This window comes from Cupriavidus sp. PET2-C1 (genome assembly GCF_054515855.1).
In genome coordinates this window covers 4,105,852-4,131,240 of record NZ_CM137259.1, presented here as the reverse complement: position 1 = coordinate 4,131,240, position 25,389 = coordinate 4,105,852, and the positions used below count along the sequence as shown (strand labels likewise).

Annotated in this window: 28 protein-coding genes; 16 read left to right on the top strand and 12 right to left on the bottom strand. The window is 68.1% G+C overall.

Annotated features, from left to right (window positions below; genetic code table 11):
* The first annotated feature begins 134 nt into the window (after positions 1 to 134).
* Together ACX12D_RS18780 and ACX12D_RS18775 are read left to right on the top strand one after the other, a co-directional pair.
* On the top strand, positions 135 to 1,052 hold the full coding sequence (locus tag ACX12D_RS18780) for a LysR family transcriptional regulator (RefSeq protein WP_441637410.1): 918 nt from the start codon (positions 135 to 137) through the stop codon (positions 1,050 to 1,052).
* Positions 1,049 to 1,432 (top strand): DUF2784 domain-containing protein, encoded by a 384-nt coding sequence (locus tag ACX12D_RS18775; RefSeq protein ID WP_441637412.1) that lies wholly within the window; start codon positions 1,049 to 1,051, stop codon positions 1,430 to 1,432. The genes ACX12D_RS18780 and ACX12D_RS18775 overlap by 4 nt, the downstream gene beginning before the upstream one ends.
* 62 nt (positions 1,433 to 1,494) lie before the next feature.
* On the opposite strand, the gene ACX12D_RS18770 is transcribed toward ACX12D_RS18775, so the two are convergent.
* The 7 genes from ACX12D_RS18770 to ACX12D_RS18740 all read right to left on the bottom strand — a co-directional run bounded on the left by ACX12D_RS18770 (position 1,495) and on the right by ACX12D_RS18740 (position 8,466).
* The gene (locus ACX12D_RS18770) at positions 1,495 to 2,313 is read right to left on the bottom strand and encodes a crotonase/enoyl-CoA hydratase family protein (protein WP_459372251.1); all 819 of its coding nucleotides are present in this window, start codon (positions 2,311 to 2,313) and stop codon (positions 1,495 to 1,497) included.
* On the bottom strand, positions 2,310 to 4,016 hold the full coding sequence (locus ACX12D_RS18765) for a long-chain-fatty-acid--CoA ligase (protein ID WP_459372250.1): 1,707 nt from the start codon (positions 4,014 to 4,016) through the stop codon (positions 2,310 to 2,312). Before ACX12D_RS18765 ends, ACX12D_RS18770 begins: the two co-directional genes overlap by 4 nt.
* A 141-nt stretch (positions 4,017 to 4,157) precedes the next feature.
* Positions 4,158 to 4,934 (bottom strand): enoyl-CoA hydratase-related protein, encoded by a 777-nt coding sequence (locus tag ACX12D_RS18760; RefSeq protein ID WP_459372249.1) that lies wholly within the window; start codon positions 4,932 to 4,934, stop codon positions 4,158 to 4,160.
* A 64-nt stretch (positions 4,935 to 4,998) separates the two neighbouring features.
* Complete coding sequence (locus ACX12D_RS18755) at positions 4,999 to 5,820, bottom strand: SDR family oxidoreductase (protein ID WP_459372248.1); 822 nt, start codon at positions 5,818 to 5,820, stop codon at positions 4,999 to 5,001.
* A 69-nt stretch (positions 5,821 to 5,889) separates the two neighbouring features.
* Complete coding sequence (locus ACX12D_RS18750) at positions 5,890 to 6,015, bottom strand: hypothetical protein (protein WP_459372247.1); 126 nt, start codon at positions 6,013 to 6,015, stop codon at positions 5,890 to 5,892.
* A gap of 294 nt (positions 6,016 to 6,309) precedes the next feature.
* On the bottom strand, positions 6,310 to 6,999 hold the full coding sequence (locus ACX12D_RS18745) for a GntR family transcriptional regulator (protein ID WP_043350559.1): 690 nt from the start codon (positions 6,997 to 6,999) through the stop codon (positions 6,310 to 6,312).
* Positions 7,000 to 7,044: 45 nt separating this feature from the next.
* Entirely contained in the window at positions 7,045 to 8,466 is a 1,422-nt protein-coding gene (locus ACX12D_RS18740; RefSeq protein WP_459372246.1) for a C4-dicarboxylate transporter DctA, read from the bottom strand.
* Positions 8,467 to 8,891: 425 nt separating this feature from the next.
* Between ACX12D_RS18740 and ACX12D_RS18735 the strand changes: the two genes are divergently transcribed.
* On the top strand, positions 8,892 to 10,157 hold the full coding sequence (locus tag ACX12D_RS18735; RefSeq protein WP_459372245.1) for an allantoate amidohydrolase: 1,266 nt from the start codon (positions 8,892 to 8,894) through the stop codon (positions 10,155 to 10,157).
* Between the two features lie 43 nt (positions 10,158 to 10,200).
* The gene (locus tag ACX12D_RS18730) at positions 10,201 to 11,469 is read left to right on the top strand and encodes a M20/M25/M40 family metallo-hydrolase (RefSeq protein ID WP_459372244.1); all 1,269 of its coding nucleotides are present in this window, start codon (positions 10,201 to 10,203) and stop codon (positions 11,467 to 11,469) included.
* 195 nt (positions 11,470 to 11,664) lie between these two features.
* Here ACX12D_RS18730 and ACX12D_RS18725 read toward each other — a convergent pair whose 3' ends face one another.
* Positions 11,665 to 12,255, bottom strand: a complete 591-nt coding sequence (locus ACX12D_RS18725; protein WP_441637539.1) for a GNAT family N-acetyltransferase — start codon at positions 12,253 to 12,255, stop codon at positions 11,665 to 11,667.
* 247 nt (positions 12,256 to 12,502) lie between these two features.
* Here ACX12D_RS18725 and ACX12D_RS18720 point away from each other — a divergent pair, with 247 nt between their 5' ends.
* Together ACX12D_RS18720 and arsC are read left to right on the top strand one after the other, a co-directional pair.
* Complete coding sequence (locus ACX12D_RS18720; protein WP_459372243.1) at positions 12,503 to 13,408, top strand: LysR family transcriptional regulator; 906 nt, start codon at positions 12,503 to 12,505, stop codon at positions 13,406 to 13,408.
* 103 nt (positions 13,409 to 13,511) lie between these two features.
* Positions 13,512 to 13,871, top strand: coding sequence for an arsenate reductase (glutaredoxin) (gene arsC / locus ACX12D_RS18715; RefSeq protein ID WP_150993568.1), 360 nt, complete (start codon positions 13,512 to 13,514; stop codon positions 13,869 to 13,871).
* Positions 13,872 to 13,968: 97 nt separating this feature from the next.
* Here the strand turns inward: arsC and ACX12D_RS18710 are convergent, their stop codons facing one another.
* The 3 genes from ACX12D_RS18710 to ACX12D_RS18700 all read right to left on the bottom strand — a co-directional run bounded on the left by ACX12D_RS18710 (position 13,969) and on the right by ACX12D_RS18700 (position 15,735).
* Complete coding sequence (locus ACX12D_RS18710) at positions 13,969 to 14,196, bottom strand: hypothetical protein (RefSeq protein WP_459372242.1); 228 nt, start codon at positions 14,194 to 14,196, stop codon at positions 13,969 to 13,971.
* 172 nt (positions 14,197 to 14,368) lie between these two features.
* The gene (locus tag ACX12D_RS18705; protein WP_459372241.1) at positions 14,369 to 15,016 is read right to left on the bottom strand and encodes a 3'-5' exonuclease family protein; all 648 of its coding nucleotides are present in this window, start codon (positions 15,014 to 15,016) and stop codon (positions 14,369 to 14,371) included.
* A gap of 68 nt (positions 15,017 to 15,084) precedes the next feature.
* A complete protein-coding gene (locus ACX12D_RS18700; RefSeq protein ID WP_459372240.1) occupies positions 15,085 to 15,735 on the bottom strand; it encodes an MBL fold metallo-hydrolase in 651 nt (216 codons plus the stop codon).
* Positions 15,736 to 16,062: 327 nt separating this feature from the next.
* Here ACX12D_RS18700 and ACX12D_RS18695 point away from each other — a divergent pair, with 327 nt between their 5' ends.
* Entirely contained in the window at positions 16,063 to 16,887 is an 825-nt protein-coding gene (locus ACX12D_RS18695) for a septal ring lytic transglycosylase RlpA family protein (RefSeq protein WP_459372239.1), read from the top strand.
* A 72-nt stretch (positions 16,888 to 16,959) separates the two neighbouring features.
* Here ACX12D_RS18695 and rsmI read toward each other — a convergent pair whose 3' ends face one another.
* The gene (gene rsmI, locus ACX12D_RS18690; RefSeq protein ID WP_459372238.1) at positions 16,960 to 17,901 is read right to left on the bottom strand and encodes a 16S rRNA (cytidine(1402)-2'-O)-methyltransferase; all 942 of its coding nucleotides are present in this window, start codon (positions 17,899 to 17,901) and stop codon (positions 16,960 to 16,962) included.
* A 39-nt stretch (positions 17,902 to 17,940) separates the two neighbouring features.
* Between rsmI and ACX12D_RS18685 the strand changes: the two genes are divergently transcribed.
* The 9 genes from ACX12D_RS18685 (at position 17,941) to ACX12D_RS18645 (ending at position 25,277) form a co-directional block, all read left to right on the top strand.
* Positions 17,941 to 18,309 (top strand): YraN family protein, encoded by a 369-nt coding sequence (locus ACX12D_RS18685; RefSeq protein WP_459374061.1) that lies wholly within the window; start codon positions 17,941 to 17,943, stop codon positions 18,307 to 18,309.
* 98 nt (positions 18,310 to 18,407) lie between these two features.
* Complete coding sequence (locus tag ACX12D_RS18680; RefSeq protein WP_043350515.1) at positions 18,408 to 18,995, top strand: phosphoheptose isomerase; 588 nt, start codon at positions 18,408 to 18,410, stop codon at positions 18,993 to 18,995.
* 91 nt (positions 18,996 to 19,086) lie between these two features.
* Positions 19,087 to 19,926 (top strand): BON domain-containing protein, encoded by an 840-nt coding sequence (locus ACX12D_RS18675; protein WP_459372237.1) that lies wholly within the window; start codon positions 19,087 to 19,089, stop codon positions 19,924 to 19,926.
* 209 nt (positions 19,927 to 20,135) lie between these two features.
* Entirely contained in the window at positions 20,136 to 20,480 is a 345-nt protein-coding gene (locus ACX12D_RS18670; protein WP_459372236.1) for a c-type cytochrome, read from the top strand.
* Between the two features lie 28 nt (positions 20,481 to 20,508).
* Positions 20,509 to 21,771, top strand: a complete 1,263-nt coding sequence (locus tag ACX12D_RS18665) for an FCSD flavin-binding domain-containing protein (RefSeq protein WP_459372235.1) — start codon at positions 20,509 to 20,511, stop codon at positions 21,769 to 21,771.
* A gap of 122 nt (positions 21,772 to 21,893) precedes the next feature.
* A complete protein-coding gene (locus tag ACX12D_RS18660) occupies positions 21,894 to 22,301 on the top strand; it encodes an ArsR/SmtB family transcription factor (protein ID WP_043350505.1) in 408 nt (135 codons plus the stop codon).
* A 134-nt stretch (positions 22,302 to 22,435) separates the two neighbouring features.
* Positions 22,436 to 23,800: a sulfite dehydrogenase gene (gene soxC / locus ACX12D_RS18655; RefSeq protein WP_459372234.1), complete on the top strand. Its 1,365-nt coding sequence runs from the start codon at positions 22,436 to 22,438 to the stop codon at positions 23,798 to 23,800.
* Positions 23,784 to 24,827 (top strand): c-type cytochrome, encoded by a 1,044-nt coding sequence (locus ACX12D_RS18650; protein ID WP_459372233.1) that lies wholly within the window; start codon positions 23,784 to 23,786, stop codon positions 24,825 to 24,827. The genes soxC and ACX12D_RS18650 overlap by 17 nt, the downstream gene beginning before the upstream one ends.
* 120 nt (positions 24,828 to 24,947) lie before the next feature.
* On the top strand, positions 24,948 to 25,277 hold the full coding sequence (locus tag ACX12D_RS18645) for a c-type cytochrome (RefSeq protein WP_150991213.1): 330 nt from the start codon (positions 24,948 to 24,950) through the stop codon (positions 25,275 to 25,277).
* The last annotated feature ends 112 nt before the right edge of the window (positions 25,278 to 25,389 follow it).

The following is a 25,389-nucleotide window of genomic DNA, read 5'->3' as shown; positions in this document are numbered from 1 at the left end:
GCGCTCAAGTCCGGGCCTCCCGCCTCATGCCTCATGCCTTATGCCTCATACCCCCACCCAAATCGCCCCCATAGCCCCCAGCACATGCCCGCCGTCGTCAAATGCGCCACAATGATGCCCAGGAGACACACAGCATGGACAAGCTAAAACAGATCGAAGCCTTTATCGCCGTCATCGAACACGGCAGCATGGCCGCCGCCGCGCTGACGCAGGGGGTGACGCCGGTGATGATCGGGCGCCGCATCAATGCGCTGGAAGCGCGCATCGGCGTGAAGCTGCTGCACCGCTCAACCCGGCGCATCGTGGTGACGGAGCAGGGCGCGGCGTTCATGGAGCAGTGCAAGAAGGCCCTGGCGGACCTGGACCGGGCCGAGATGCTGATCGCCGAGGGCAAGCACAAGGCGACCGGCCACCTGATCGTGTCGGCCCCGGCGGCGTTCGGGCGCAAGCATGTGGCGCCGCATGCGCCGGCGTTCCTGGCGGCGAACCCCGAGGTGCAGATTTCCTTCAACCTGACCGACCGCGTGGTGGACCTCGTGCGCGAGGGCTATGACGTGGGCATCCGCATCGGCGGGGCCATCGATCCGAACTTTGTCGCGATCAAGCTGGCGACCAACAAGCGCGTGGTGTGCGGCACGCCGGCTTACTTCGCGCGCCACGGTGTGCCGCAGACGCTGGACGACCTGGCGCAGCACAACTGCCTGGCGTTCAACCTGCAGGGCGGCCAGCAGCGCGGCTGGTATTTCCAGCAGGACGGCAAGACGGTGACGGTGCGCGTCAATGGCAACCTGGATTGCAACGACGGCGAGTTGCTGCATCGCTGGACGGGCGAGAGCCTGGGGCTGGGCTGGCGCTCCACCTGGGAAATCCTGCCGCAGCTGGAGAGCGGCGAGCTGATCACGGTGCTGGATGAGTACGCGCTGCCCGATTACGACATCCTTGCGGTGTACCCGCAGCAGCGGCCGGTGCCGGCAAAGATCCGTTTTTTTATCGAGCACCTGAAGGCGGCGTTCGCGGTGCCTGGCTACTGGACCGGGCGGCAAGGACGATGATGGCGGCGTGGCTCGCGGACGCGGTCGTCCTTTTTCACCTCGCCTTTATTGTCTTCGTCATGCTGGGCGGTTTGCTGGTGCTGCGCTGGCCGCGCATGGCCTGGCTGCATCTGCCGGCAGCGGCCTGGGGCGTGGTGGTGGAGTGGAGCGGATGGATCTGCCCGCTCACGCCGCTGGAAAATGCGCTGCGCCAGCGCGCGGGGCAGCAAGCCTATGGCGGGGATTTCGTGCAGCACTACGTGCTGGCGCTGATCTATCCCGAGGGCCTCACGCGCGAGATCCAGATGGTGCTTGGCGCCGTGGTGCTGGCGCTCAACTTGGCGGTGTACGTGGCGCTCTATCGCCGGATGCGGCGCCAGCGAACGCGTCAGCACGCCTGAGCGCGCAAATCGCAGATCGCAGATTGCAGATCGCTGAACACCGCAGCCGGCGCCACGCAGCACTACGACGCCGGCTTGAACACCGCTGCCCGCTTTTCCATATTGGCGATCACCGCTTCGCGCTGGTTGGCGCCGCCGATCAGCTGGTCCTGCTCGACCGATTCGGCCAGCAGGATGGCGGCGCCGTCGCCGTCCTCGCTCACCTGCATCAGGCGCTTGGCGGCGCGAATTGCGTCCGGGCTGCGGTTGGCGATGTCGCGCGCGGTGGCTAGCGCGGCGGCGCGCGGGTCGTCCACCACGGTGGTGGCCAGGCCCAGCGCGCAGGCTTCTTCGCCGGTGACGATGCGGCCGCTGTAGATCAGCTCGCGCAGGCGGTCGGGGCGCACCAGGCCGCGCATCAGCAGCATGCCGGCCATGTCGGGCACCAGCCCCCACTTGATCTCCATCACCGACATGCGCGTGTCCGCGGTGACATAGCGCAGGTCCGCGCCGAGCGCGACCTGCAAGCCGCCGCCGAACGCCACGCCGTGCACCGCGGCGATCACCGGCACCGGCAGTTCGCGCCACACCATGCAGGCGAACTGCGGACGGTTGGCGATGCCATGGCTGCGCGCCGCGAGGCGGCCCGCGGCGATGGCGTCGCCCTGGCCATCGCCCAGCCCGGCCACGCTCTGCATATCGAGCCCGGCGCAAAACGCGCGGCCTGCGCCCGACAGCACAACGGCGCGCAAGTCCGGTTCGCGCGCGAGGCGCTGGCCGGTCTCGATCAGCGCCTCGAACATGGCGGGGTCGAGCGCGTTCATCTTGTCGGGCCGGTTGAGCCTGACCTCGGCCACGCCGTCTTCAATGGTCAGGATGATGCGTTCGCTGCTGGTGCTCATATTGCATTGCTCCTTGCTGGAATTGGGGCCTGCGCCGTGGGCAGGACATAGTCCTTGAATTGTTCGCGCAGCTTTACCTTGAGCAGCTTGCCCGTGGCGGTGTGGGGCAGCGAGTCGACAAAGGCGACGTCGTCGGGCACCCACCATCTGGCGACGCGCGCGGCGAGAAACTCGAGCAGTTCGGCGGCGCTCACGTCCTTGCCCGCGCGGCGCACCACCACCAGCAGCGGGCGCTCTTGCCACTTGGGATGTGGCACGCCCACGACGGCGGCTTCGGCCACGGCGGGATGGCCCATGGTGGCATTCTCCAGGTCGATGGAAGAAATCCACTCGCCGCCGGACTTGATCACATCCTTGGCGCGATCCACCAGCTGCACATAGCCGTCGGCATCGATATTGGCGACGTCGCCGGTGTCGAACCAGCCGTCGGCGTCGAGCGCGTCGTGCTCTGCCTTGAAGTACGCCGAGGCGATCCACGGCCCGCGCACCTTGAGCCGGCCAAAGGCCTGGCCGTCGTGTGGCAGCACGTTGCCCTGGTCGTCCTCGATGCGCAGGTCCACGCCCCACAGCGCGCGGCCTTGCTTGAGCTTGATCTTCAATTGCTCCTGCGTGCCCAGCGCTTGATGCTTGGGCAAAAGCGTGCTGATCACGCCGATCGGGCTGGTCTCCGTCATGCCCCAGCCCTGGACGAAGCGCGCGCCGAACTGCTGCTCGAAGCGCTCGATCATCGCCGCCGGCGCGGCGGAGCCGCCCACGCCGGCCAGCTTCAGCCCGAGCGCGCGCGGATCGATCTCGGGATGCGCATCCAGGTACTGGAACAACATCAGCCACACCGTGGGCACGGCGGTGGAAAAGGTCACGCGTTCGTCGCGCAGCATGCGGTAGACGTTTTCGCCGTCCAGGTGCTGGGCGGGCAGCACCATCTTGGCGCCCGTCATGGCGCATGCGTAGGGCATGCCCCAGGCATTGGCGTGGAACAGCGGCACGACCAGCAGGATCGCACTGTCCGCGCTCACGCCAAAGGTGTCGAACGCACAGGCCTTGAGGCTGTGCAGCACGGTGGAGCGATGCGAATACAGCACGCCTTTAGGGTTGCCGGTGGTGCCCGATGTGTAGCAAAGCGACGACGCGGTGCGCTCGTCGAACTGCGGCCATGCATAGTCCTCGCTGCCGGCCTCGACCAGGTCTTCATAGCACAGCAGGCTGGGCAGCTTGCCGGCGAGGCCGAGCGCATCGGTGCCGGCGCGATCGGTCATTGCCACGTAGTGCTCGACGCTGGACAGGCGCGGCGCGAGCTGCGCCACCAGCGGCGCGAAGCAGGGGTCGAAGAAGAGCACGCGGTCTTCCGCATGATTGATGATGTAGTCGATCTGCTCGGGAAACAAACGGGGATTGACGGTATGCAGCACCACACCCGCGCCCGACACGCCAAAGTACAGCTCCAGGTGCCGGTGTGTGTTCCACGCCAGCGTGCCGACGCGGTCGCCTTGCTTAATGTCAAGTCCGTCAAGCCCGCCAAGTCCGCCAGGGCCGACGAGTGCGCTGGCGACCCGCTTTGCGCGGCGGTGCACCTCCGCGTAGTCGGAGCGCACCGTGCCGCCATCGATCGTGCGCGACACGATCTCCTGCAGCGGGTGGTACTGCGCGGCGTACTCGATCAGTGAGGAAATCAGCAACGGACGGTCTTGCATGAGGCCTAGCATGATGCGCGTCTCCCGGTTTCGAATTGGTGGTGCGGTGCGTGGTCAGCGGTGGTTGCCGGTGGTTGGCGGCGGATCGATTCTGTGAGGGCCGGCCCTCTCCCCCGGCCCCTCTCGCACAAGCAGGAGAGGGGCGCCAGGCGGTCAGCGGCCCTTGAACGCGGGCTTGCGCTTTTCCAGGAACGCCGCCACGCCTTCCTTGAAGTCCTCGCTCTTCGATGCGCGCGACTGCAGCGTGGCTTCTCGTTCGAGTTGCGCCGGCAGGTCGCTCTCCAGGCTGGCGTTGAGTGCCTCCTTGATCAGGCCGTAGGCAAAGGTGGGCATCTGCGCCAGGTGGGCGGCCAGCTTGGCGGTCTCGGCCGGCAGGGCGTCGTCCTCATGCACCTTCCACACCAGGCCGATGCGATGCGCTTCCTCGGCATCGATCTTCTCGGCCAGGATCGCCAATGCGCGCGCCCGCATCTCGCCCGCGTAGCGGGGAAGGAAGTACGTGCTGCCGGCATCCGGCACCAGCCCGATCTTGGAGAACGCCTGCAGGAACGATGCCGAGCGCGCGGCCAGCACCACGTCGCCGGCCAGCGCCAGGCTCATGCCGGCGCCGGCCGCCACGCCGTTGACCGAGGTGATGACGGGCTTGGGCATATTGCGCAGCGCCAGGATGATCGGGTGATAGCGCTCGCGCAGCAGCGCGCCCGAATCCTGCAGCCCGGGCTCACGCCCGGCCAGGTCGGCGCCCGCGCAAAAGCCGCGGCCATTGGCGGTCAGCACCACCGCGCGCACCGCCTCGTCCTGCGCGGCGCGCTCGACGGCGGCGCGCAGCTCGAGCATCAGCGCGCTGTTGAGGGCGTTGAGCACGTCGGGGCGGTTCAGGGTGATGGTGGCCACGCCCTCGGCGGCGTGATAGAGCACGGGTGAAGTCATAGGTGTCTCCTTGTCGTAGGTGTTCTGATGCACAAATGCTTGAGCGTGTGGAGCGCCGCGCGGCTCAGGCCGCCTTGCCCGGCGCCTTGGGCGGATGCAGTGCGTCGGCCGACGCGTCGCCCAGCTTGCTGCCACCATCGCAGTCGACGATGGTGCCGGTGATATAGCGAGCGTTGTCGGTGGACAGGAACAGCGCGGTATTGGCGATATCGTCCTTGTCGCCGTAGTCGCGCAGCGCCAGGCGTGCCTTGAAGCGCGCCTCCATTTCCGGCGTGGGCGCGAGCCGCGCCATGCCCTCGGTGCCGGCGATGGGGCCGGGCGAGATGGCGTTGACGCGCACGCCGGCCGGGCCCCATTCCATGGCCAGGCATTTCACCAGCATGTTGATGCCGGCCTTGGCGGCGCATACGTGGGCCTGGAACATCATCGCGTTGACCGCCTGCGGCGCGGTGATGGCGATCAGCGAGGCGCCCGGCGCATTGAGAAAGGCAAAGCAGGCGCGGAAGACATTGAAGGTGCCGATCAGGTCGATGTCCACCACGGTCTTGAAGCCGTTGGCGGACATGCCCAGCGCCGGCGCCACAAAATTGCCGGCCGCGCCCGAGATCACGATATCGATCGGGCCAAGCTCGTCGCGCGTGCGCGCGAGCGCCGCCTCCACCGCGGCGTAGTCGCGCACATCGGCCGCCATGCCGATGGCGCTGCCGCCAGCATCGTTGATGCTGGCCGCCGCCGCGGCGATGCGCTCGGGGTCGCGGCTGACCAGTGCCAGCCTGGCGCCCGCCTTGGCAAAGTGCCGGGCGATGCCCAGGTTGATGCCGGACGAGGCGCCGGCGATAAACACGACCTTGCCGGCCAGGACGTCATCTTTGAACGCGTTGGACATGGGTTTCCCTCACCAGGATGGGTTGGACGATGAAAGCGGATGGCCCGGCACGGGAGTCGGGCGGGAAGCTCAGCCGCGCCCGCGCGGGCGCATGGATGGCGGGGCCGCCAGGAACGGCAAATCGGGGGGCAGGATGGCGCGGGCTGGCTCTGGCGATGCCTCGGGCATCGCCACCGGACGGCTGGAACGGATCATGTCTGTCTCCTGGCTTTTATCTTTTGCCATTTATCTTTTAAGCGGCCTCTGACTTGGGCCTCCGACATCCTACTCCGAAGCCGTGATTCGATCACGCGCGGATCTGGCAATGACGGCGCGCGCGGCGCGCAAAAGAAAAAGCCCGCACCCAAGCCGGCGTGCGGGCTGCCGTCCGCGATGGACGGGCCAGTGTGTCATGAAGCGCGCCCCCGCAGCTTCATGACGAGGTCGATGATGCTGCAAAGACGCGTGGCGCGCATTGACCTGGGTCAAGCGCGCGGCAGCATGCCGGGCTCAGGCCAGCAGCGCCGTCACCAGGTCCTTGCTGCGGGCGGCGGGCACCTGCTCGAAATGCAGCGCCGCCTCGACGTGGTTCAGGTGCTCCACCATCAGCGTCACCGCGCGCTCGGTGTCGCCCGCGCGGGCGGCCTCGATGAAGTCGCGATGCTCGTCCGAGGAGCAGGCGGCGTCGCGGCGGGACTGGTAGAGCATGGTGATCACCGCGCTGCGCAACGACAACTCCTGCAGCATGCCGGTCAGCACGCCATTGCCCACCACGTCCGCCAGCATGATGTGGAAATCGCTCAGCAGGCGGGTGCGCACATGCGCATCGCTGCCGCCCAGCGCTTTTTTCTCGGCGACGAGGTGCCGGTCGATGCGCTTGTAGTCGGCGGCGGTGGCGCGCGCCACGAATTCACGCGCCAGGGCCGCCTCCAGGATGCGGCGCACCGCAAACACTTCGCGCGCCTCCTCGGCGCTGGGCTTGGCCACGAAGGCGCCCTTGTCCGGCACGATCTGGATGAGCTTGTCCTTGGACAGCATCAGCAGCGCGGCGCGCACCTTGGTGCGGCTGACGCGGTAGACGCTGGCCAGGGCCTCTTCGCGCAGCTTGGTGCCAGGCGGCAGGCGGTGCGAGACGATCGCCGCGACGATGTCTTCGGCGATCGCTTCGGCGGTCATGGCAGGGTCGATATGCTCAGGCATGGTTGCGCACTTGCGCAGCGTCTCGGTAGGAGGAATCCCGAGATTCTAGCGCCCCGCGGCCGTGCCGGGCAGCGGGGATGCCCCGGGGGTGGCCAGGGCGGCCTCGTGCGGCGCCGGGGCAAAGCCCGCGTCGAGGTCGCTGGCGTCGATCCTGCCGTTGAGCACGTCGTGGGCGCGCGTGCGGTCGATATCCTTTTCCCAGGCGGCGACCACGACGGTGGCGACGCAGTTGCCGATCAGGTTGCCGACCGCGCGGGCAATGCCGATGAACCAATCCACAGACAGCACCAGCACCAGCCCGATGGCGGGAATGGCCGGATGCGCCGACAGCGTGGCCGCCAGGATCACGATGGCCGAGCCGGGGATGCCGTGCGCGCCCTTGGAGGTGACCAGCGCCACCGCCAGGATGCCGAGCAGGTCGCCCAGCGCCAGCGGCGTATTGGTGGCCTGGGCGATGAACACGGCAGCCAGCGTCAGGTAGATCGAAAAGGCATCCAGGTTGAACGAGTAGCCCGTGGGGATCACCAGGCCCACCACCGATTTCTTGATGCCGAGGAATTCCAGCTTCTTCATCACCTGCGGCAGCACGCTGTCGGACGATGCGGTGCCCAGCACCACCAGCAGTTCGGCGCGCAGGTAGCGGATCAGCTTGAAGACGGAAAAGCCGCACAGGCGCATCACCGTGCCCAGCACCACCATCACGAACAAGGCCACCGCGCCGTAGAACACCAGCACCAGGTAGCCCAGCTGCTTGAGCGAGCCGATGCCGTACTTGCCCACGGTGAAGGCCACCGCGCCCAGCACGCCCAGCGGCGCCAGCTTGATGATGAAGCCCATCATCTTGAACAGCGTATGCGAGAAGGTATCGATGATTGTCACCAGCGGCTGGCCGCGCTCACCCACCAGCGACAGCGCGCAACCGAACAGGATCGATACCAGCAGCACCTGCAGCACGTCGCCGCTGGCGAACGCGCCCATCACCGTGCTGGGGATCAGCTTGAGCAGGAAGTCCACCATGCCCGCGCTCTTGACCTTCGCGGCGGTGTCCACGTAGGCGGACATGGCCGAGGCGTCGAGCGTGGCCGGGTTCACGTTCATGCCGGTGCCCGGGTGGAAGATGTAGGCCAGCGCGATGCCCAGCGCCAGCGCGATGGTGGTGACCACCTCGAAATAGAGCACGGCCTTGATGCCGACCCGGCCCACTTTCTTGAGCTCGCCGGCGCCGCAGATGCCCGCCACCACCACGCAGAACACGATCGGGCCGATCAGCATCTTGATCAGCTTGATAAAGGCGTCGCCGAGCGGCTTGAGCTTGGCGGCAAACTCGGGGAAGAACAGCCCGAGCGCAGTCCCGAGCACCAGGGCGACAAGGACCTGGCCAAACAGGGATCGGAAAAAGCGAGAGAAGCGGGAGAAGGCGGCTTGCGGGCGGCCGGAATCCGGCCGTTGCTGGACTGCTGGGTGCATCGTTGTCTCCATGCGGACGCGTCCTGGACTTTGGCTGGCGCATCCTGTCATTGCTGCAGGAATTACCGGTCGCCCGCGTGGCGGGACAGCCGGCCTGACGTGCCGTGCGCGTTGCCGGGTGAGGGCTGCGCCGCATCGCGGACTCGCCCTCTTGTTGGAGCGGAATCCACGCAACTCGCTGTCCGGAACGGATTGTCCGCAGCGAATTGTCGGAACGTGGAAGCCAATATAGTGCATATCATTTTTGTATGCAATTTTTGAATTCACTGTGCTACCATGAATCGCACAAAATAGAGCTCTCGCACGAGAGTCACGGCGCACCGGGATGGTCCGGCGGCGCCGGCCCGGCACCCGAGGCACCGCTGGCGCGGGGCTTGCATGATCCGGCGCCACCCGCATTCGCGCATTACCAGCAGGAGACACGCATGGCAGCAACCCTCACGCCCGCTACCGAAACCGGGGCGCGCATCATGGCCTGGGCCGATACCCTGGCCGTCCACACCGAGCAGCCCGGCATGCTCACCCGCACCTATCTCACCGAGGCTCACCACGGCGCCGCCGCACAGCTCACCGAGTGGATGCAGGCTGCCGGCATGACGGTGCGCCGCGACGCGGCCGGCAACGTGATCGGCCGCTACGAAGGCACCGCGCCCGATGCGCCCGCGCTGCTCACCGGCTCGCATTTCGACACCGTGCGCGATGGCGGCCGCTATGACGGCAACCTCGGCGTGATCCTCCCGGTTGCCTGCGTGGCGCAGTGGAACCGCCAGGGCAAGCGCTTCCCGTTCGCCATCGAGGTGGTCGGCTTTGCCGAGGAAGAGGGCGTGCGCTTCAAGGCCACGCTGCTGGGCAGCCGCGCCATCGCCGGCACCTTCGACACCAATGTGCTCGACAACGTGGACGACTCGGGCAAGACCATGCGCGACGTGATGCGCGCGGCAGGTTTCGATCCCGCCGGCCTGCCCGCCGCCGCGCATGCGCGCGAGCAGGTGCTGGCGTTCGTGGAAGTCCATATCGAGCAAGGCCCGGTGCTGCTCAACGAAGGGCTGCCGCTGGGTGTCGTGACCGCGATCTCCGGCGCCACCCGCTTTATCGTGGAGCTCGAAGGGCTGGCCGGCCACGCCGGCACCGTGCCGATGGACATGCGCCGCGACGCCGCCATGGCCGGCGCCGAGATCGGCCTGTATATCGAGCGGCGCTGCGGCGGCCTGCCGGGCCTGGTCGGCACGATCGGCCAGTTCAACGTGCCTAACGGCGCCGCCAATGTGGTGCCGGGCCGCGCGGTCTTCTCCATCGACATCCGCGCTGGCGAAGACGCCATCCGCCAGGCGGCCGTGAACGACGTGCTGGCGGAAATCGAGCGCGTGTGCGCCCGGCGCAATGTGCGCGTGCAGCTGCGCAAGACCCACGAGGCCGTCAGCGTGCCGTGCGCGCCCTGGCTGCAACAGCAATGGGCGGATGCCATCGCCCGCCAGGGGCTGCCGGTGCGGCACCTGCCTTCCGGCGCCGGCCACGACGCCATGGCGATCGCGGCCATTGCCGATGTCGCGATGCTGTTTGTGCGCTGCGGCAACGGTGGCATCAGCCATCACCCCACCGAGATCATGACCGCGGAGGACGCCGCCAGCGCGGCTGCCGTGTTCAGCGATTTCGTCGAGCATTTCGACAAGCATTCCGCGCGGCAGCCGTAAAGCGCCCGCATCCGTCATCCTGAAAGACTTCTCGAGAATCAACATGACCGCAAGAGACAACGTGAACCCGCTGCAGACCACGCTCACCAACTACATCGACGCCCAGCGTCCCGCGCAGGAGGCCTTCCTCGCCGAACTGGTCAAGGTGCCGTCGGATAACCCGCCGGGCGATTGCGACGCGCACGGCGCGCGCGCCAAGGTGCTGCTCGAAGGCCTGGGCTTCAAGGTCGAAGCGCACAAGGTGCCGGACGAGCTGGTCAAGGCCGCTGGCATGATCAGCGCCACCAACCTGCTGGTGCGCAAGACCTTCGGCACGGGCGGCCCCACCATCGCCATGAACGCCCACGGCGACGTGGTGCCTCCGGGCCTGGGCTGGACCAAGGACCCGTACGGCGGCGAGATCGCCGACAGCGAGCACGGCCCGGTCATGTACGGCCGCGGCGTGGCGGTGTCCAAGTCGGACTTCGCCACCTACACGTACGCCGTGCTGGCGCTGATGGAAGCCGAAAAGCAAGGCGCCAAGCTCAACGGCACGCTGGAACTGCAATTCACGTACGACGAGGAAACCGGCGGCGACATCGGTCCCAAGTTCCTGCTCGACCAAGGCCTGAGCAAGCCCGACTACGCCATCTCGGCCGGCTTCTCCTACGGCATCACCTCGGCCCACAACGGCTGCCTGCACGTGGAAGTAACGGTCAAGGGCAAGCAAGGCCACGCCGCCATGCCGCACACCGGCGTGGACGCGATCGAAGCTGCCACCCACATCCTGCAAGGCATCTACGGCCTGCGCGCCGAGCTGGCCACGCGCAAGTCGAAGACGCTGGGCATCGATACCGCCACGCTGAACGTCGGCCTGATCAAGGGCGGCATCAACACCAACGTCGTGCCTGACCTGGTGACCTTCCGCGTCGACCGCCGCATGATCCCCGAGGAAATCGGCTTCGACGCAGAAGGAGAGCTGCGCGCCGTGGTCGAGAAAGCCGCCAAGGACCGTCCGGGCATCGAGGTCAAGGTCGAGCGCATCATCCTGGCCGAGCCGCTGTCGGAACTGCCTGGCGTGGAAAAGCTGATCGGCGCCCTGAAAGGCCGTGCCGAGGAAGTGTTCGGCGTGGATATCCCGGTGCAAGGCGTGCCGCTCTACACCGATGCCCGCCACTACACCAAGTACGGCATCCCCACGGTGCTGTACGGCGCCGGCCCGCGCACGCTGATGGAAGCGCGCGGCCACAACTCGGACGAGAACCTGCGCCTGAACGACCTGAACCGTGCCACCAAGGTGGTGGCGCTGGCGCTGTCGGATCTGATCGGCTGATCGGTCATGGTCCCGGGGCTGATATCAGCCCTGGGACTAGAAGAAGGGGCAGGCGCTCGCAGCGCCCCCTCGTCAGCCTTGATCGCAAGATCATGCGCATGACGAATATATACACCCAGCCAGATCCACTTAAAATTCCTAGAAGGAATTATTCAAGGAGGATTGGCTGTTTGCCGGCTTAGAGCCGGCCAGGTCTTACGGCCTGGCCGCGCGCTCCAGCGGCGGCGTTTCGTCCCCATCTCCCAGCGACCGCTGCATCAGCACCGTATCGATCCACTGCCCGTGCTTGAACCCGACGGACTGTAGCCGGCCGATGGTGCGAAAGCCCACCCGCTCGTGCAAGGCCAGCGAGCCGGCGCCTTCGCCACTGGCGGTGCAGGCCACCACCGCCACCATCTGCCGCCACGGGCCGCTCTCGCAGCGCGACACCAGTGCGGCAAGCAGCGCCAGGCCAAGGCCCTGGCCCCGGTAGCGCTCGTCGATATAGACCGAATCCTCAATGGCAAAACGGTAAGCACTGCGCGTGCGGTAGGCGCTGGCGTAGGCATAGCCCAGCACCTCGCCACCGCGCTCGGCCACCAGGTAGGGCAGGCCTTGGCGTTTCACCTCGGCGTGACGCAGGCGGATGTCGTCCACGCCCGGCTCGACTTCTTCGAACGACGCGCGGCCGTGACGCACGTGGTGCGCGTAGATAGCCTGGATGGCGGGGATGTCGGCAGCGGTGGCATCGCGGATCGACGGGCTGGCGCAGGCCTGGACGGCGGCGGTGGCATTGGCCACCGCCATCGGCGTGGCGGAGGCGGCGCTGAGTGTGGCGAGAGGGGCTTTCATGATGCTGGCGCGGCGAGCGGTCTGGGCGGGTGAACCGGTTCGAGCGTAGTCGATGCCGGAGGAAAAGCGATACGTGGATGAGAGCCGTGTTGCAGCAAGCTGCCCGGCGGTGGCAGGGCCAAGGCACGCTGCTACCTTAACTTGCGCCGATGCTATAAAGGAAGCTTCGCTGACTTATGCAGCGCATAAGAAATTCTTTGGCATGCGGCATCTCAATCCCGACTTCCTGCAGGCCTTTTCGCTGGTTTGCGATCTCGGCAGCTTTTCGGCGGCGGCCGAGCGCCTCGGCTTGAGCCAGCCGGCCGTCAGCCTGCAGGTGCGCCAGCTGGAGCAGCGCTATGGCCTGCGCCTGCTCGAACGGGTGGGGCGCCATGTGCTGCCCACCGCTGCCGGCGAAGACTTGCTGGCGCACGCGCGCGGCGTGGCCGGCGCGCTGGCCGCCGCGGACGACAGCATGGCGCGCCACGCCGGTGGGGTGGTCGGCCGGGTGCGGCTGGGCACCGGCGCCACCGCCTGCATCTACCTGCTGCCAGCCGTGCTGCGCGACCTGCGCCGCGCCATGCCGGCGCTGGAGATCGTGGTCAGCACGGAGAACACCGGCGAGGCGCTCAAAGGGGTGGAGGACAACGCCCTCGACCTGGCCTTCGTGACGCTGCCCGCCTCTGGCCGGATGTTCGACATCACGCCTGTGCTGGAAGACCCGTTCGTGGCCATTGGCCCCGCCGACGATGAGCCGTTGCCCGCTACCGTGACGCCCGCCGACCTGGCCGGCCGGCCGCTGGTGCTGTTCTCGCCCGGTGGCAATACGCGCCGGCTGGTGGACGAATGGTTCCTGCGCGCCGGCATCAGCGCACGCCCGGTGATGGAGCTCGACAGTGTCGAGGCGATCAAGGAGCTGGTGGGTGCCGGGCTAGGCTATTCGGTGCTGCCGGGCATGGCGCTGCCGCCGGGCCAGCCGCGCGCGCGGATCGCCGTGCGCCCGCTGGCCCCGCCGCTGGCGCGCACGCTGGCGCTGGTGCTGCGCCACGACAAGCCGCTGCGCGCCGGGCTGCGCGCCACCGTGGCGGCCCTGCTGCGGCTGGCGCCGGAAAGGCAAAGCCCGGCCTGAGCCGATATGCCACCTCTCGGGGGCGTGCGGGCGGGCAACGCCGCTTGTATAGTGCGGGTTTCAGCCCCGGCGCCGGGGCATCGGTCGAACCAGGAGTGCCACCATGATCACCATCTATCACAACCCCCGTTGCTCGAAGTCGCGCGAAACCCTTGCGCTGGTCGAGGCAGCCGCTGGCCGGCTGGGCGAGCCCGTGGAGATCGTGGAATACCTGAAGACGCCGCCCACGTTGTCCACGCTCAAGCAGCTCCACACCATGCTGGGCGTGCCGGTGCGCGAGATGGTGCGCGACAACGAAGCGCCCTACAAGGAGCTGGGCCTGGCCGATCCGGGCCTGACCGATGCCGAGGTGCTGGGCGCGGTGGCCGACCACCCCATCCTGCTGCAACGCCCGCTGGTGGTGCGCAACCGCCGCGCCGCCATCGGCCGCCCGCCCGAGAACGTCGCCCCCTTGCTGGCCTGAGCCGGCGCCGGCAAACCTTGGCCCCGGAATAAAACCGGCCCCCACCTAGGTGGGGGCCGGCCCGGTCAGGGAGGCTGAACTGCTTCAGGCGGGTCGTCTAAGGAACACCCAGCCAGTGCATGGCCTCCTGGCCGAAAGCGATTGCCGCCAGGACCACCAGCAGGATCACCAGCGTCACCGCGCTCACGTAGACCGTGGCCTTGGCGACGTCGGCGTCGTCCTCCAGGGAATGCAAGCGGGTGGACTCGCGCGAGGATGAGGTCACGTGCGGCCAGTGCAACCGGCCGGCCATATGGCGCAAGTGCAGGTTGGGATGGAAACGCATGGGCGACACCTCCTGGGCGTGGCTCGCGATGCCGTGCAAGCCGTATATGGCGTGGCGCCGCGGCAGCCCTGAAACGCGGTGGGTTCGGATGCCATATACGTCTTAACTATAGTTGGCGTGGCCCAGGATGCGAGGCCGGCGCACGGCGCGGGCAATCCGCAGGCCAGCCTGCTCAGGCCGTGGGAGCCGGAGGCGCGCCGTCGCTTTCGGGCAAGGCTTGCGCGGCGGCCAGCGCGGCCTCGCGCGCGCGCAGCTCGGTGAGCATGTTGCAGAACAGCGCGCCTTGCTCCAGCGCATCGTCCAGCGCCACATGGGTGTGCGGCAGTGGGTCCTTCCACTCGGCGGGCAGCGCCGGCTTGACGGTCTTGCGGTAGGGCAGCCCGGTCATGGCGAAGCCCAGCGTCTTGATGTCGAGCGCGGCCCAGCCAAACGGCGAGCGGCCGGCAAAACGCATCATGTACCAGAACATCCAGGTGAAGTCGAAGCCAGCCGGAAAGGCCACGAAGACCGGCTTGCCGGGCAGGCTTTCCACCCACTCCACATAGCGCACCATGGCCCGCTCGGGCGGCTCCAGGTCCCGCCGGCAGGCGGCCCAGGCTTCCGGCTGGGTTTGCCACCACTGCATCTGCGCCGGATGCCCGGCCGCGCCCGGCAGCGTTTCCAGGTTGGCCGAGAAGGTGCTCACCACGGTCTTGTCCGCCAGCATCGCGGCAGAGGCGAACGACAGCATGGAGTGCGGCCCGGGGATGGGGCCGTCGGCCTCCACGTCGGTGCTGACATAGATCTCGGGGCGGGTGTCGGGTGCCTGTCGCTTGGCCATGGCCTGCCTTGGGAATGAGGTTCGAGAAAAGCGGGCGGCGGGCTTTGGCCCACTAGCCTGCCAGGCCACTAGGCCGCATCGATCAGGTGGTCAGCCACGTACGGGTTGTGCTTGCGCTCCTCGCCAAAGGTGGAGACGGGCCCGTGGCCGGGCACGAAGGTGACGTCTTCGCCCAGCGGCCACAGGTGGGTGCGGATCGAGCGGATCAGGTCGGCGTGGTTGCCGCGCGGAAAGTCGGTGCGGCCGATCGAGCCGGCGAACAACACATCGCCCACGATGGCAAGGCGGTTGGCGCGCGAGAAAAACACCACGTGGCCGGGCGTGTGGCCCGGGCAGTGGTAGACCTCCAGCGTCTCGCTGCCGAACTGCACGGTGTCGCCCGTGTCGAGCCAGCGCTGCGGCTCGAAGATCTCGGCGTGGCCAAAGCCGAAGCGGCGCGTCTGCTCGGGCAATTGCTCGATCCAGAAGCGCTCGTCCTCGTGCGGCCCCTCGATCGGGATCCCAAGCTCGCGCGCGAGTGACGCGGCGCCCGCGCAATGGTCCACATGGCCGTGGGTGAGGAAGATCTTCTCCAGCGTCACGCCGTGCTCCTTGACCGCGGCATGGATGCGGTCAAGGTCGCCGCCGGGATCGGTCACCGCGGCGCGGCCGGTGGTCTCGTCGATCAGCAGCGCGCAGTTCTGCTGGAAGGGCGTCACGGGAATCAATAGGACTTGCATGGAGCGGAATTCAGGAGGGGGAACGCGGGATATCACGGAAGGCCACGGAAGCCGTGGGCGCCTGATGCGCCACAACCGGCGCAACCGCCGGGACGGCCCGCGATTGGAATCGTCCTCGCATTGTAGCGTCGGGCACACTGGAACGTGCTGCACCCGGCCGCGCGACCTAGACATGAAGCCGTGCGGGCATCACACCGTGAAAGCCTTGCCAGGACTGGCATTGCGCCCGCCCGCCGCCGAATCGGGTACGGTTTTTGCCGTGTGTTACAGACATTTCGTAACATAATCAAGGCCATAGGTGTAACTGCGTGGTGCTAGACTCCCGCGATGTCTTGGTTACCCCCCTTTTTTTCCCGCCCCGGGCGGATCGTCCGCCTGTGCCTGCACGCCACGTGCGCGCTGGCGCTGGCCGCCTGTGCGATCCCGCCGGCGGATGAAGCGCAGGAGGGCATGCCCACTGCCGCCACCCCGGGAAGTGCCAAGACTGCCAAGCCAGGCAAGACGGCAAAGGGCGACAAAAACGGCGGCAAGAAGGGCAAGGCCGATGACGCCACCAGGGGCGAGGCGACCGATCATGCCCAGAAGGACAACGGTAACGGCTGGGGCCTGTTCCGCTGGGGCGGCGGCAACGATGCGCTGGGCGAGGGCGTCGGCCAGGGCTCGCTGGAAGGCTTGCGGCCCGATCTGGGCTCCTTTGAGCAGCGCGGCATGGCGTCCTGGTATGGCAAGGGGTTCCATGGCCGCAAGACCGCCAATGGCGAGCGCTTCGACATGCGCGCGATGACCGCCGCGCATCCCTCGCTGCCGCTCGACAGCTGGGTGCTGGTACGCAACCTGCGCAACGGCAAGGTCGCGGTGGTTCGCATCAACGATCGCGGGCCGTATCACAGCAACCGCGTCCTCGATGTCTCCTATGGCGCCGCCAAGCGTCTCGGCTTTACCGAACACGGCTCGACCCAGGTGGAGATCCGGCGCCTGTCGCGCTCCGAGGTGGCAGCGCTGGGGCCGCAGATCGCGCCGGGCGATGACGATGCGGGCGATGGCGGCGACGATGCCTCCACCGGTTCCGAGATGGCCGAGAATCCCGCCAAGCCAGTGCGCACGGCCCGCAAGACGCGCAAGCCGGCGACCACCAAGCGCAAGAGCCGCTGAGCCAGGGCGCGGACCATGCAGCCAAGCCAGGTCCGTGACACCGCCGGCGCCCGCCTCGCGCTTTCCTCCGGCTTACTCCGTGGCTTCGTCGTCCGAACCGTCCGCGCCGTCCGCGCCACCCTCGGCGCGCTGGGCCAGCGCCAGCCGGTACAGCGCATCCGTTGGCGCGCCCGTAATGGCGGCGGCAAGCTTGGCGGCCCGCTTGGCCGGCAACTCGGCCAGCAGCAGGCCCAACACCTGCTGGGCGCGGGCGTCCGGCAGGCCGGCATCCGCCGCCGCGGGTGCTGCCCCTTCCACCACCAGCACGAACTCGCCCTTGGCGCGCGACGGATCGGCGGCCAGCCAGGCCGGCGCCTCGCTCACGGGCAGGACCTTGATTTCCTCGAACAGCTTGGTCAGCTCACGGCCGATCAGCAGCCGCCGGCCGGGGGGCAGCGCGGCGGCCAGCGCCGCCAGCGTGTCGGCGATGCGGTGCGGCGCCTCATACACCACCCAGGCGTGGTCCAGCGTGGCCAGCTTGGCGATGGCATCGGCGCGCGCACGCGCCTTGGGCGGCAGGAAACCGGCAAAGGTGAAGCGGCCGTCACCGCTGTCGAGCATCGCGCCCGCCACCGACAACGCTGCCACCGTCGCGCTCGGGCCAGGCAGCGGCACCACAGCGTGGCCCGCGGCGCGCGCCGCTTCCACCAGCCGCGCGCCCGGATCCGAGATGCCGGGCGTACCCGCATCGGACACATAGGCGATGCGCTCTCCGGCCGCCAGCCGTGCGTTGATGCGCTCGGCCGCTTCGCGCTCGTTGTGCTCGTGCACCGCCAGCAACGGGCGGTGCAGGCCTACACGCGTGAGCAGTTGCCCGGTGTTGCGGGTGTCCTCGCAGGCCACGGCGTCGACCAGGCCGAGCACGTGCAGCGCCCGCAGCGAGAGATCGGCCAGGTTGCCGATCGGGGTGGCCACCACATACAGGGTGCCGGACGGGTAGGACTGGCCGGCCGCCAGGGAGATCCAGTCAGTCATGCTTGAGAACTTCCGTTGAAACCATCATTCAAATCCACGATGTCGCCGACGCAGGCGCGGGGAGCACGGGCCGAGTCGCGCGCGCTGGACTACCTGGAAAGGCAGGGCCTGGCGCTCGTGGTTCGCAATTATCGCTGCAAAGGCGGCGAGATCGACCTGATCATGCGCGCGGCCGACGGCATGCTGGTGTTTGTCGAGGTGCGCCAGCGCGCCAGCCGCGCCTTTGGCGGTGCGGCGGCCAGCGTCACGCCGGCCAAGCAGCGGCGCATCCTGCTGGCGGCGGCGCATTACCTGGCGGCGCAGGCAGGGCAGGGCCTGGAGCCGCGCTGCCGGCTGGATGTGGTCGCGCTGGAGCCGGGCCGCCTCGAATGGATCCGCGACGCGTTCGATGCCGGCGCGGCGCAATGAAGCGGCAGGCAGCCCAGGCGCCTGCGTCATAATGCGCGGTATCTTGCGGCGCATGCCGTATTTGAAAAGCGTTTGAAAACAAGAAGGCCGATCGAGCCATGCATATCGATAGCATCCAGCAGCATTTCTTCGACAGCGCGGAGACCAAGCGCCAGGCCGCCACGGTGATGGCGCCGCACATCGCCGCGGCGATCGAGCGCCTGGTTGGCGCGCTCACCAGCGGCAACAAGATCCTGGCCTGCGGCAACGGCGGTTCCGCCGCCGATGCCCAGCATTTCGCGGCCGACCTGATCGGCCGCTTCGAGCGCGAGCGCCCGGGCCTGGCGGCGATTGCGCTGACCACCGACAGCTCCATCCTCACCGCCATCGGCAATGACTACGATTTCAGCGTGGTGTTCTCCAAGCAGGTGGAAGCGCTCGGCCAGCCGGGCGACGTGCTGCTCGCCATGTCCGCCTCCGGCAACGCCGCCAACGTGATCGCCGCGGTGCTGGCCGCCAAGCAGCGCGACATGAGCGTGGTGGCGCTGACCGGCCAGGGCGGCGGCGAGCTCGCCGGCCTGCTCGACGAATTCGACGTCCACCTGTGCGTGCCCAGCGAGCGCGCGGCGCGCATCCAGGAAGTGCACCTGTTGACCCTGCATTGCCTGTGCGACGGCATCGACGAAGCGCTGCTGGGCGAGGGGTAAGGCCTGTGCCCACCCGAGCCTGCCGCGCGCGGTGCTGCCGCCTTTTGCTATCTCAGCCCATTTTTGCCTCACCGCTTTCAGCAAGGACCGCATGACGACTCTGCCCAACCCGCGTGAATCCCGCGCCGCCCGGCTGACCGGGCACCTGCCGCGCCTGGCCCGCACCGCCACCATGGTGGCTGCCCTGACGGTCGCCGCCACGCAGCTCGCCGGCTGCTTTCCGGTCATCGCCGCCGGCATGGCCAGCGGCGTGACCATGGCCACCGACCGCCGGCCCACCGCTACCCAGACCATCGACCGCGGCCTGCAGCTCGAAGCCGAGAACACGCTGAACTCGCGCTACAACGGCCAGGCCCGCGTGAGCGTGTCGGTCTTCAACCGCAAGGTGCTGCTGACCGGCGAAGCCAAGGACAACACGGTCAAGCAGCAGATCGAGCAATACGTAAAGGGCCTGCCCAATGCGCGCGAGGTGGTCGACGAGCTCGAGATCATCTCGTCGCCGTCGTTCGTCACCAGGAGCGAGGACACCTTCATCACCAGCAAGGTCAAGACCATGCTGGTCACCGCCGATGGCGTGCCCTCGAACTCGATCAAGATCGTCACCGAGAAGGGCGTCGTCTACCTGCTCGGCGTGGTCACGCCGCCCGAGGGCGAGCGCGCCACCGATGTGGCGCGCAATGCCAGCGGCGTGGTCAAGGTGGTCAAGGCATTCGACTATGTGACCGAAGCCGAGGCGGGCAGGCTCGACGCCGCCGCCACCGGGCGGACCGTGCCGCCGGACGCAGCGCCCGCTGCATCTGGTACGCCCGCACCGGTGCAGTCGGCGCCTGCGCAAGCTGCGCCCAACGGCACCAGCGGCGCCACGACCAGCCCGGTGGCATCGCCCGTCGCCTCGCCGGTGGCATTGCCGCCCGGCCGTAACCTGCCCTGACCGGCCACGCGCGAAAGGCGGCCCGCCAGGCTCCCGCCTTTCGCGCAGCGCCCGCGCTCACTCCGATCCCGATTCAGCCAACGCTGCCGGCCGCTGCGCGCGCCTGGCAGCAGCCGGCGCAGTTCGATCTGCGGATTTCGCATCACATGCGCGCGCCGCGCTGTGCTAGGGTTGGCACGCCCTCGCGGCGCGACCCCGGAGCGAACACCATGAATCAGACCCCCACACCGGCTGCCCTGACAGCGCTGACGGCGCTAATGGCGCTGACGCTGCTGGCCTTGCCAGCCAGCGCGCGCGCGCAGGCGCCCGACGCCACCGCGCAGCAGGCGCGCAACTGGGCCGCCGCCTGCGCCGGCTGCCACGGCCCGGCCGGCCGCGCGCCCGCGGGCAGCGTGGTGCCGGCACTCGCCGGGCGCGACCAGTCCGAGCTGGTCCGCCAGATGCAGGACTTCAAGCAAGGCAAGCGCGAGGCCACCGTGATGCAGCAGATCGCCAAGGGCTACAGCGACCAGCAGATCGAGGCCATCGCGGGCTGGTTCGCCGCCGTGCGCTAACCCTGCAACCCGGCAAGGAGATTTCCAGATGCAACGACGTGAATTTCTCGGCGCGCTGGCCGGCACGGCCATGTTCGGCACGCTCGGCGCGCAGGCCGCGACCCGCAAGGCAAAGGTGGTGGTGGTAGGCGGCGGCTATGGCGGCGCCACCGCCGCGCGCTACCTGCGCGAATGGAGCGCCCAGGGCATCGAGGTCACGCTGGTCGAGCCCAACGCCAGCTTTGTGTCCTGCCCGCTATCCAACCTGGTGCTCGCCGGCAGCAAGCGCATCGGCGACATCACCTTGTCCTACGATGCGCTGGCAAAGCGCCACGGCGTCAAGGTCGTGCGCGACCATGTCAGCGCGATCGACGCCGCGCGCCGCGAGGTACGCCTGGCAGGCGGCGGCACGCTGGCCTACGACAAGCTGGTGCTCTCACCCGGCGTGGACGTGCTCTGCGCCGAGATCCCGGGCCTTGCCCAGCCCGGCGGCGACCAGATCCTGCACGCCTGGAAGGCCGGGCCGCAAACGGTGGGCCTGCGCCGCCAGCTCGAGGCCATGCGCGACGGCGGCACCTTCGCCATCAGCATTCCCCTGGCGCCGTATCGCTGCCCGCCCGGTCCTTATGAGCGCGCCTGCCTGGTCGCAGACTACTTCACCCGGGCCAAGCCGCGCAGCAAGGTGCTGATCCTTGACGCCAATCCCGACGTCACCTCCAAGGCAGCGCTGTTCAAGCAGGTCTGGGCCACGCGCTACAAGGGCATGGTCGAGTACCGGCCGCAGTACAACGCCGTCGATGTGGACCCTGTCACCCGCACGCTCAAGTTCGAGGTGCAGGACGACGAGCGCGCCGACGTGCTCAACCTGCTGCCGCCGCAGCGGGCCGGGGCCATCGCCGTTGCAAGCGGGCTGGCCACCGCCAACGGCCGTTGGTGCGAGGTCGATTTCCTCACCTTCGAATCCAAGGCCGCGCCCAATATCCACGTGCTGGGCGATGCCATCCAGATTGCGCCGCTGATGCCCAAATCGGGCCATATGGCCAACCAGCATGGCAAGGTGGCGGCCGCCGCCATCGTGTCGCTGCTAGCGGGCCACGCGCCCAATCCCGAGCCGCTGTACAACAACACCTGCTACAGCTTCACCTCAGAGCGCGAAGCCATCCATATCGCCAGCGTGCATCGCTACGATGCCGCGCAGAAGACCATGGTCACGGTGCCCGGATCGGGCGGGCTGTCGGCGGCGCCCAACGCGCTGGAAGGCACCTATGCGCAGGCGTGGGCGGATGCCATCTGGGCCGACATGCTGGGCTGAAGGCAGTCCGCGGCAGTCCAAGGCAGTCACGGCGCGCAGCGGCAACGGTGCGCTTTGCTTATGCCCTCGAGGTTGCAGCGCAGCCTGAATCTGGAAGCACTGCACAAAGGGGTAAACACTATATGCGCAATTACGCATATACGAATATATTGAACGGCATGGATGAGATGGATCGCGTGTTCGAGAAAGTGTCGGGGTATTTCAGCCTGCTGGCAGAGCCCACCAGGCTGAAGATCCTGCACGCCCTGTGCGATGGCGAGAAGCCGGTGGGCACTGTGGTGGAGACGGTGGGATCGTCGCAGACCAATGTGTCGCGCCATCTCACCGCGATGTACCGCGCGGGCGTGCTGTCGCGCCGCAAGGAGGCCAACCTTGTCTTCTACGCCATCGAGGACGAGAGCGTGATCGAGCTGTGCCGCACGGTCTGCGTGCAGGTCGCCAGCCGGCTGGAAGACAACGCTTTGCCAGCAAGCATGGTCGATCGCTTCATGCCGCAGGCCACCCCGGCACCGCGCCGGCGCAGCCGCTAGGCAATGCGCCGGGCGCCAGGGCAGCAGCGCTCGCGCCAAGGTTCGACGGCAGCCGTCCGCTTGCGCGGGCGCTGACCCACAACAGGTTCGCCGACGGCGCCGCTGGCACCGCGCGCGAGCCGGAGGAGACCGCAGTGCCGGAACAGAGCCGCCCCGGGCGCATCGTGCGTGCGCCGGAGCATTTCGTCAGCGCCTCGCTGCAGCAAGACATCACGCAGCATGGCGTAGGTGCGTCCGACAGCCCTCGCCGCGACTTCCTGCGCAAGAGCTTCCTGGGCGCCGCAGCCGCGCTGGCCGCTGGCGTCGCCAGCCGGGCCCGCGCAGCGGATGGCGTTGCCGGCGACGACGCCATCCTCACCCCGCAACCCTGGGCCACCACGCTCGGCCAGCCGGTTGCCGCGCATCCCTACGGCCAGCCGTCATCGTTCGAGAAAAACCTGGTGCGCCGCGAGTCGCCGGGCCTGACCCGGGTATCGGCGGCCTCGGTCTCTTTTGCCCCGCTGCAAGGCTTCTTCGGCATCATCACGCCCAACGGCCTGCACTTCGAGCGCCATCATCAAGGCTGGCAGGACATCGATCCGGCCCGCCACCGCCTGATGATCAACGGCCTGGTGAAGGCGCCACGCGTCTACACCATGGACGACCTGATGCGCCTGCCCGCGGTGTCGCGCATGCACTTCATCGAGTGCGGCGCCAATACCGGCATGGAATGGGGCAACGTGGCGGTGCCCACGGTGCAATACACCCACGGCATGCTGTCGTGCTGCGAGTTCACCGGCGTGCCGCTCAAGGTCCTGCTCGATGATGCCGGCGCGGACTTCAAGCGCGGGCGCTATCTGCTGGCCGAGGGCGGCGACGGTTCAGGCATGACCCGCACCATCCCGATGGCGCTGGCCGACGAGATCATCGTCGCCTGGGGCATGAACGGCGAGATGCTGCGCCCCGAAAACGGCTACCCGCTGCGGCTGGTGGTGCCCGGCGTGCAGGGCGTGTCATGGGTCAAGTGGCTGCGCCGGCTGGAGCTCGGCGACCAGCCGTGGAACACCAAGGACGAGACCGTGCACTACGTGGACATGATGCCCGACGGCATGCTGCGCCAGTACACCTCGATCCAGGAGTGCAAGTCCGTCATCACCACCCCCTCCGGCGGGCAGCAGCTGGTGGGGCGCGGCTTCTACAACATCAGCGGCCTGGCGTGGTCCGGGCGCGGGCGCGTGAAGCGCGTCGACGTCTCGGTCGACGGCGGGCGCAACTGGCGCACCGCAAGGCTGGAAACGCCGGTGCTGTCCAAATGCCTGACGCGCTTCAACCTGGACTGGGTGTGGGACGGCTCCCCGGCCATCCTGCAGAGCCGCGCCATCGACGAGACCGGCTATGTGCAGCCACGCCTGGCGCAACTGCGCGCGGTGCGGGGTGCGCGCTCGATCTATCACAACAACGCCATCCAGAGCTGGCAGGTGGCCGATGGCGGCGAGGTATCCAATGTCCACGTTGACTAGCGCCGGGCGCGCGGCACTGATCGCCATCGCCGCCGCGCTGTGCGGGCAAGCGGCGATGGCCGCCGCGCCGGACGCCAGCGCGCGTGCGGCGCTCGGCCGCACTGCCACGCCGGCCGAGGTCAAGGCCTGGGATATCGATGTGCGCCCCGATTTCCAGGGCCTGCCCAAGGGCAGCGGCACGGTGTCGCAGGGACAAAAAATCTGGGACGGCAAATGCGCCTCCTGCCATGGCGACTTCGGTGAGTCCAACGAGGTGTTCTCGCCCATCGTCGGCGGCACCAGCGCCGAGGATATCCAGCGTGGCCGGGTGGCCTCGCTGACCGGCAACCAGCCGTACCGCACCACGCTGATGAAGGTCAGCACGGTCAGCACCCTGTGGGACTACATCCACCGTGCGATGCCATGGAACGCGCCCCGGAGCTTGTCCGCCGACGACGTCTACGCAGTCACGGCCTACCTGCTCAACCTGGGCGATATCGTGCCGGCGGACTTCACGCTGTCGGATGGCAATATCGCCGAAGTGCAGCAAAAAATGCCGAACCGCAATGGCATGACCCTGCAGCACGGCCTGTGGCCCGGGCGGGGCCAGGCGGATACGCGCAATACGGCGTGCATGAAGGATTGCACGCCTACGGTCAAGATCGTGTCGACCATGCCGGCCTATGCCCGCGATGCGCACGGTGACCTGGCGGCGCAACAGCGCACCGTGGGGCCTACGCGCGGCTGGGCTGCCGGCGCCAGCGCACCCGCGGCCACAATCCCGGCCACACCCGGCGAGACGGCGGGTGCGAAACTGGCCAGCCAGTACCAGTGCATGGCCTGCCACGCCACCGATCGCAAGCTGGTCGGCCCGAGCTTTGCCGAGGTCGCGCGCAAGTACAAGGGGCAGGATGCACAGGACGCGCTCGCCCACAAGATCCGGGCAGGCGGGCAGGGCACCTGGGGCAGCATGCCGATGCCGCCCCAGGCACAGATTCCCGATTCCGACCTGCGCACCGTGGTGGGGTGGATTCTTGAGGCAAAATAGCGGACTGGCCGCCCCGTGGCGCGGCCAGCGCGCCGCCGCGCCGGCCGTGCCGACAGGCAACACTGGCAGCGAGCGGGCTTTTCGCCGTCCCCACGGCTCTTCAAAGTTCGGAGCATATCCATGAAGCAGTTTGTCATCGCAACGCTGATGCTGGCTTGCGCCGCCTCGGCCAACGCTGCAGTCGATGCCGCCAAGGCCCAGGAAATCGCCAACAAGAACGCCTGCATGGGCTGCCACCAGGTCGACAAGAAGCTGGTTGGCCCGGCCTACAAGGACGTGGCGGCCAAGTACAAGGGCGACAAGAACGCGCTGGCAACGCTGACCAAGAAGGTCAAGAGCGGCGGTGCTGGCGTCTGGGGCCCGGTGCCGATGCCTGCCAATGCCGCGTTGAGCGACGCCGACCTGAAGACGGTCGTGGAGTGGGTGCTGGCAGGCGCCCCGGCCAAGTAAGCACGCCAGGGCAAGCCCTGCCCGGACCGGTTACGGCTTCGGGACCAAAGGGGCGCCGACGGCGCCCCTGTGCGAGGGCGGCAATGCACCGCCCGCTGCGGCGCGAAAAAGG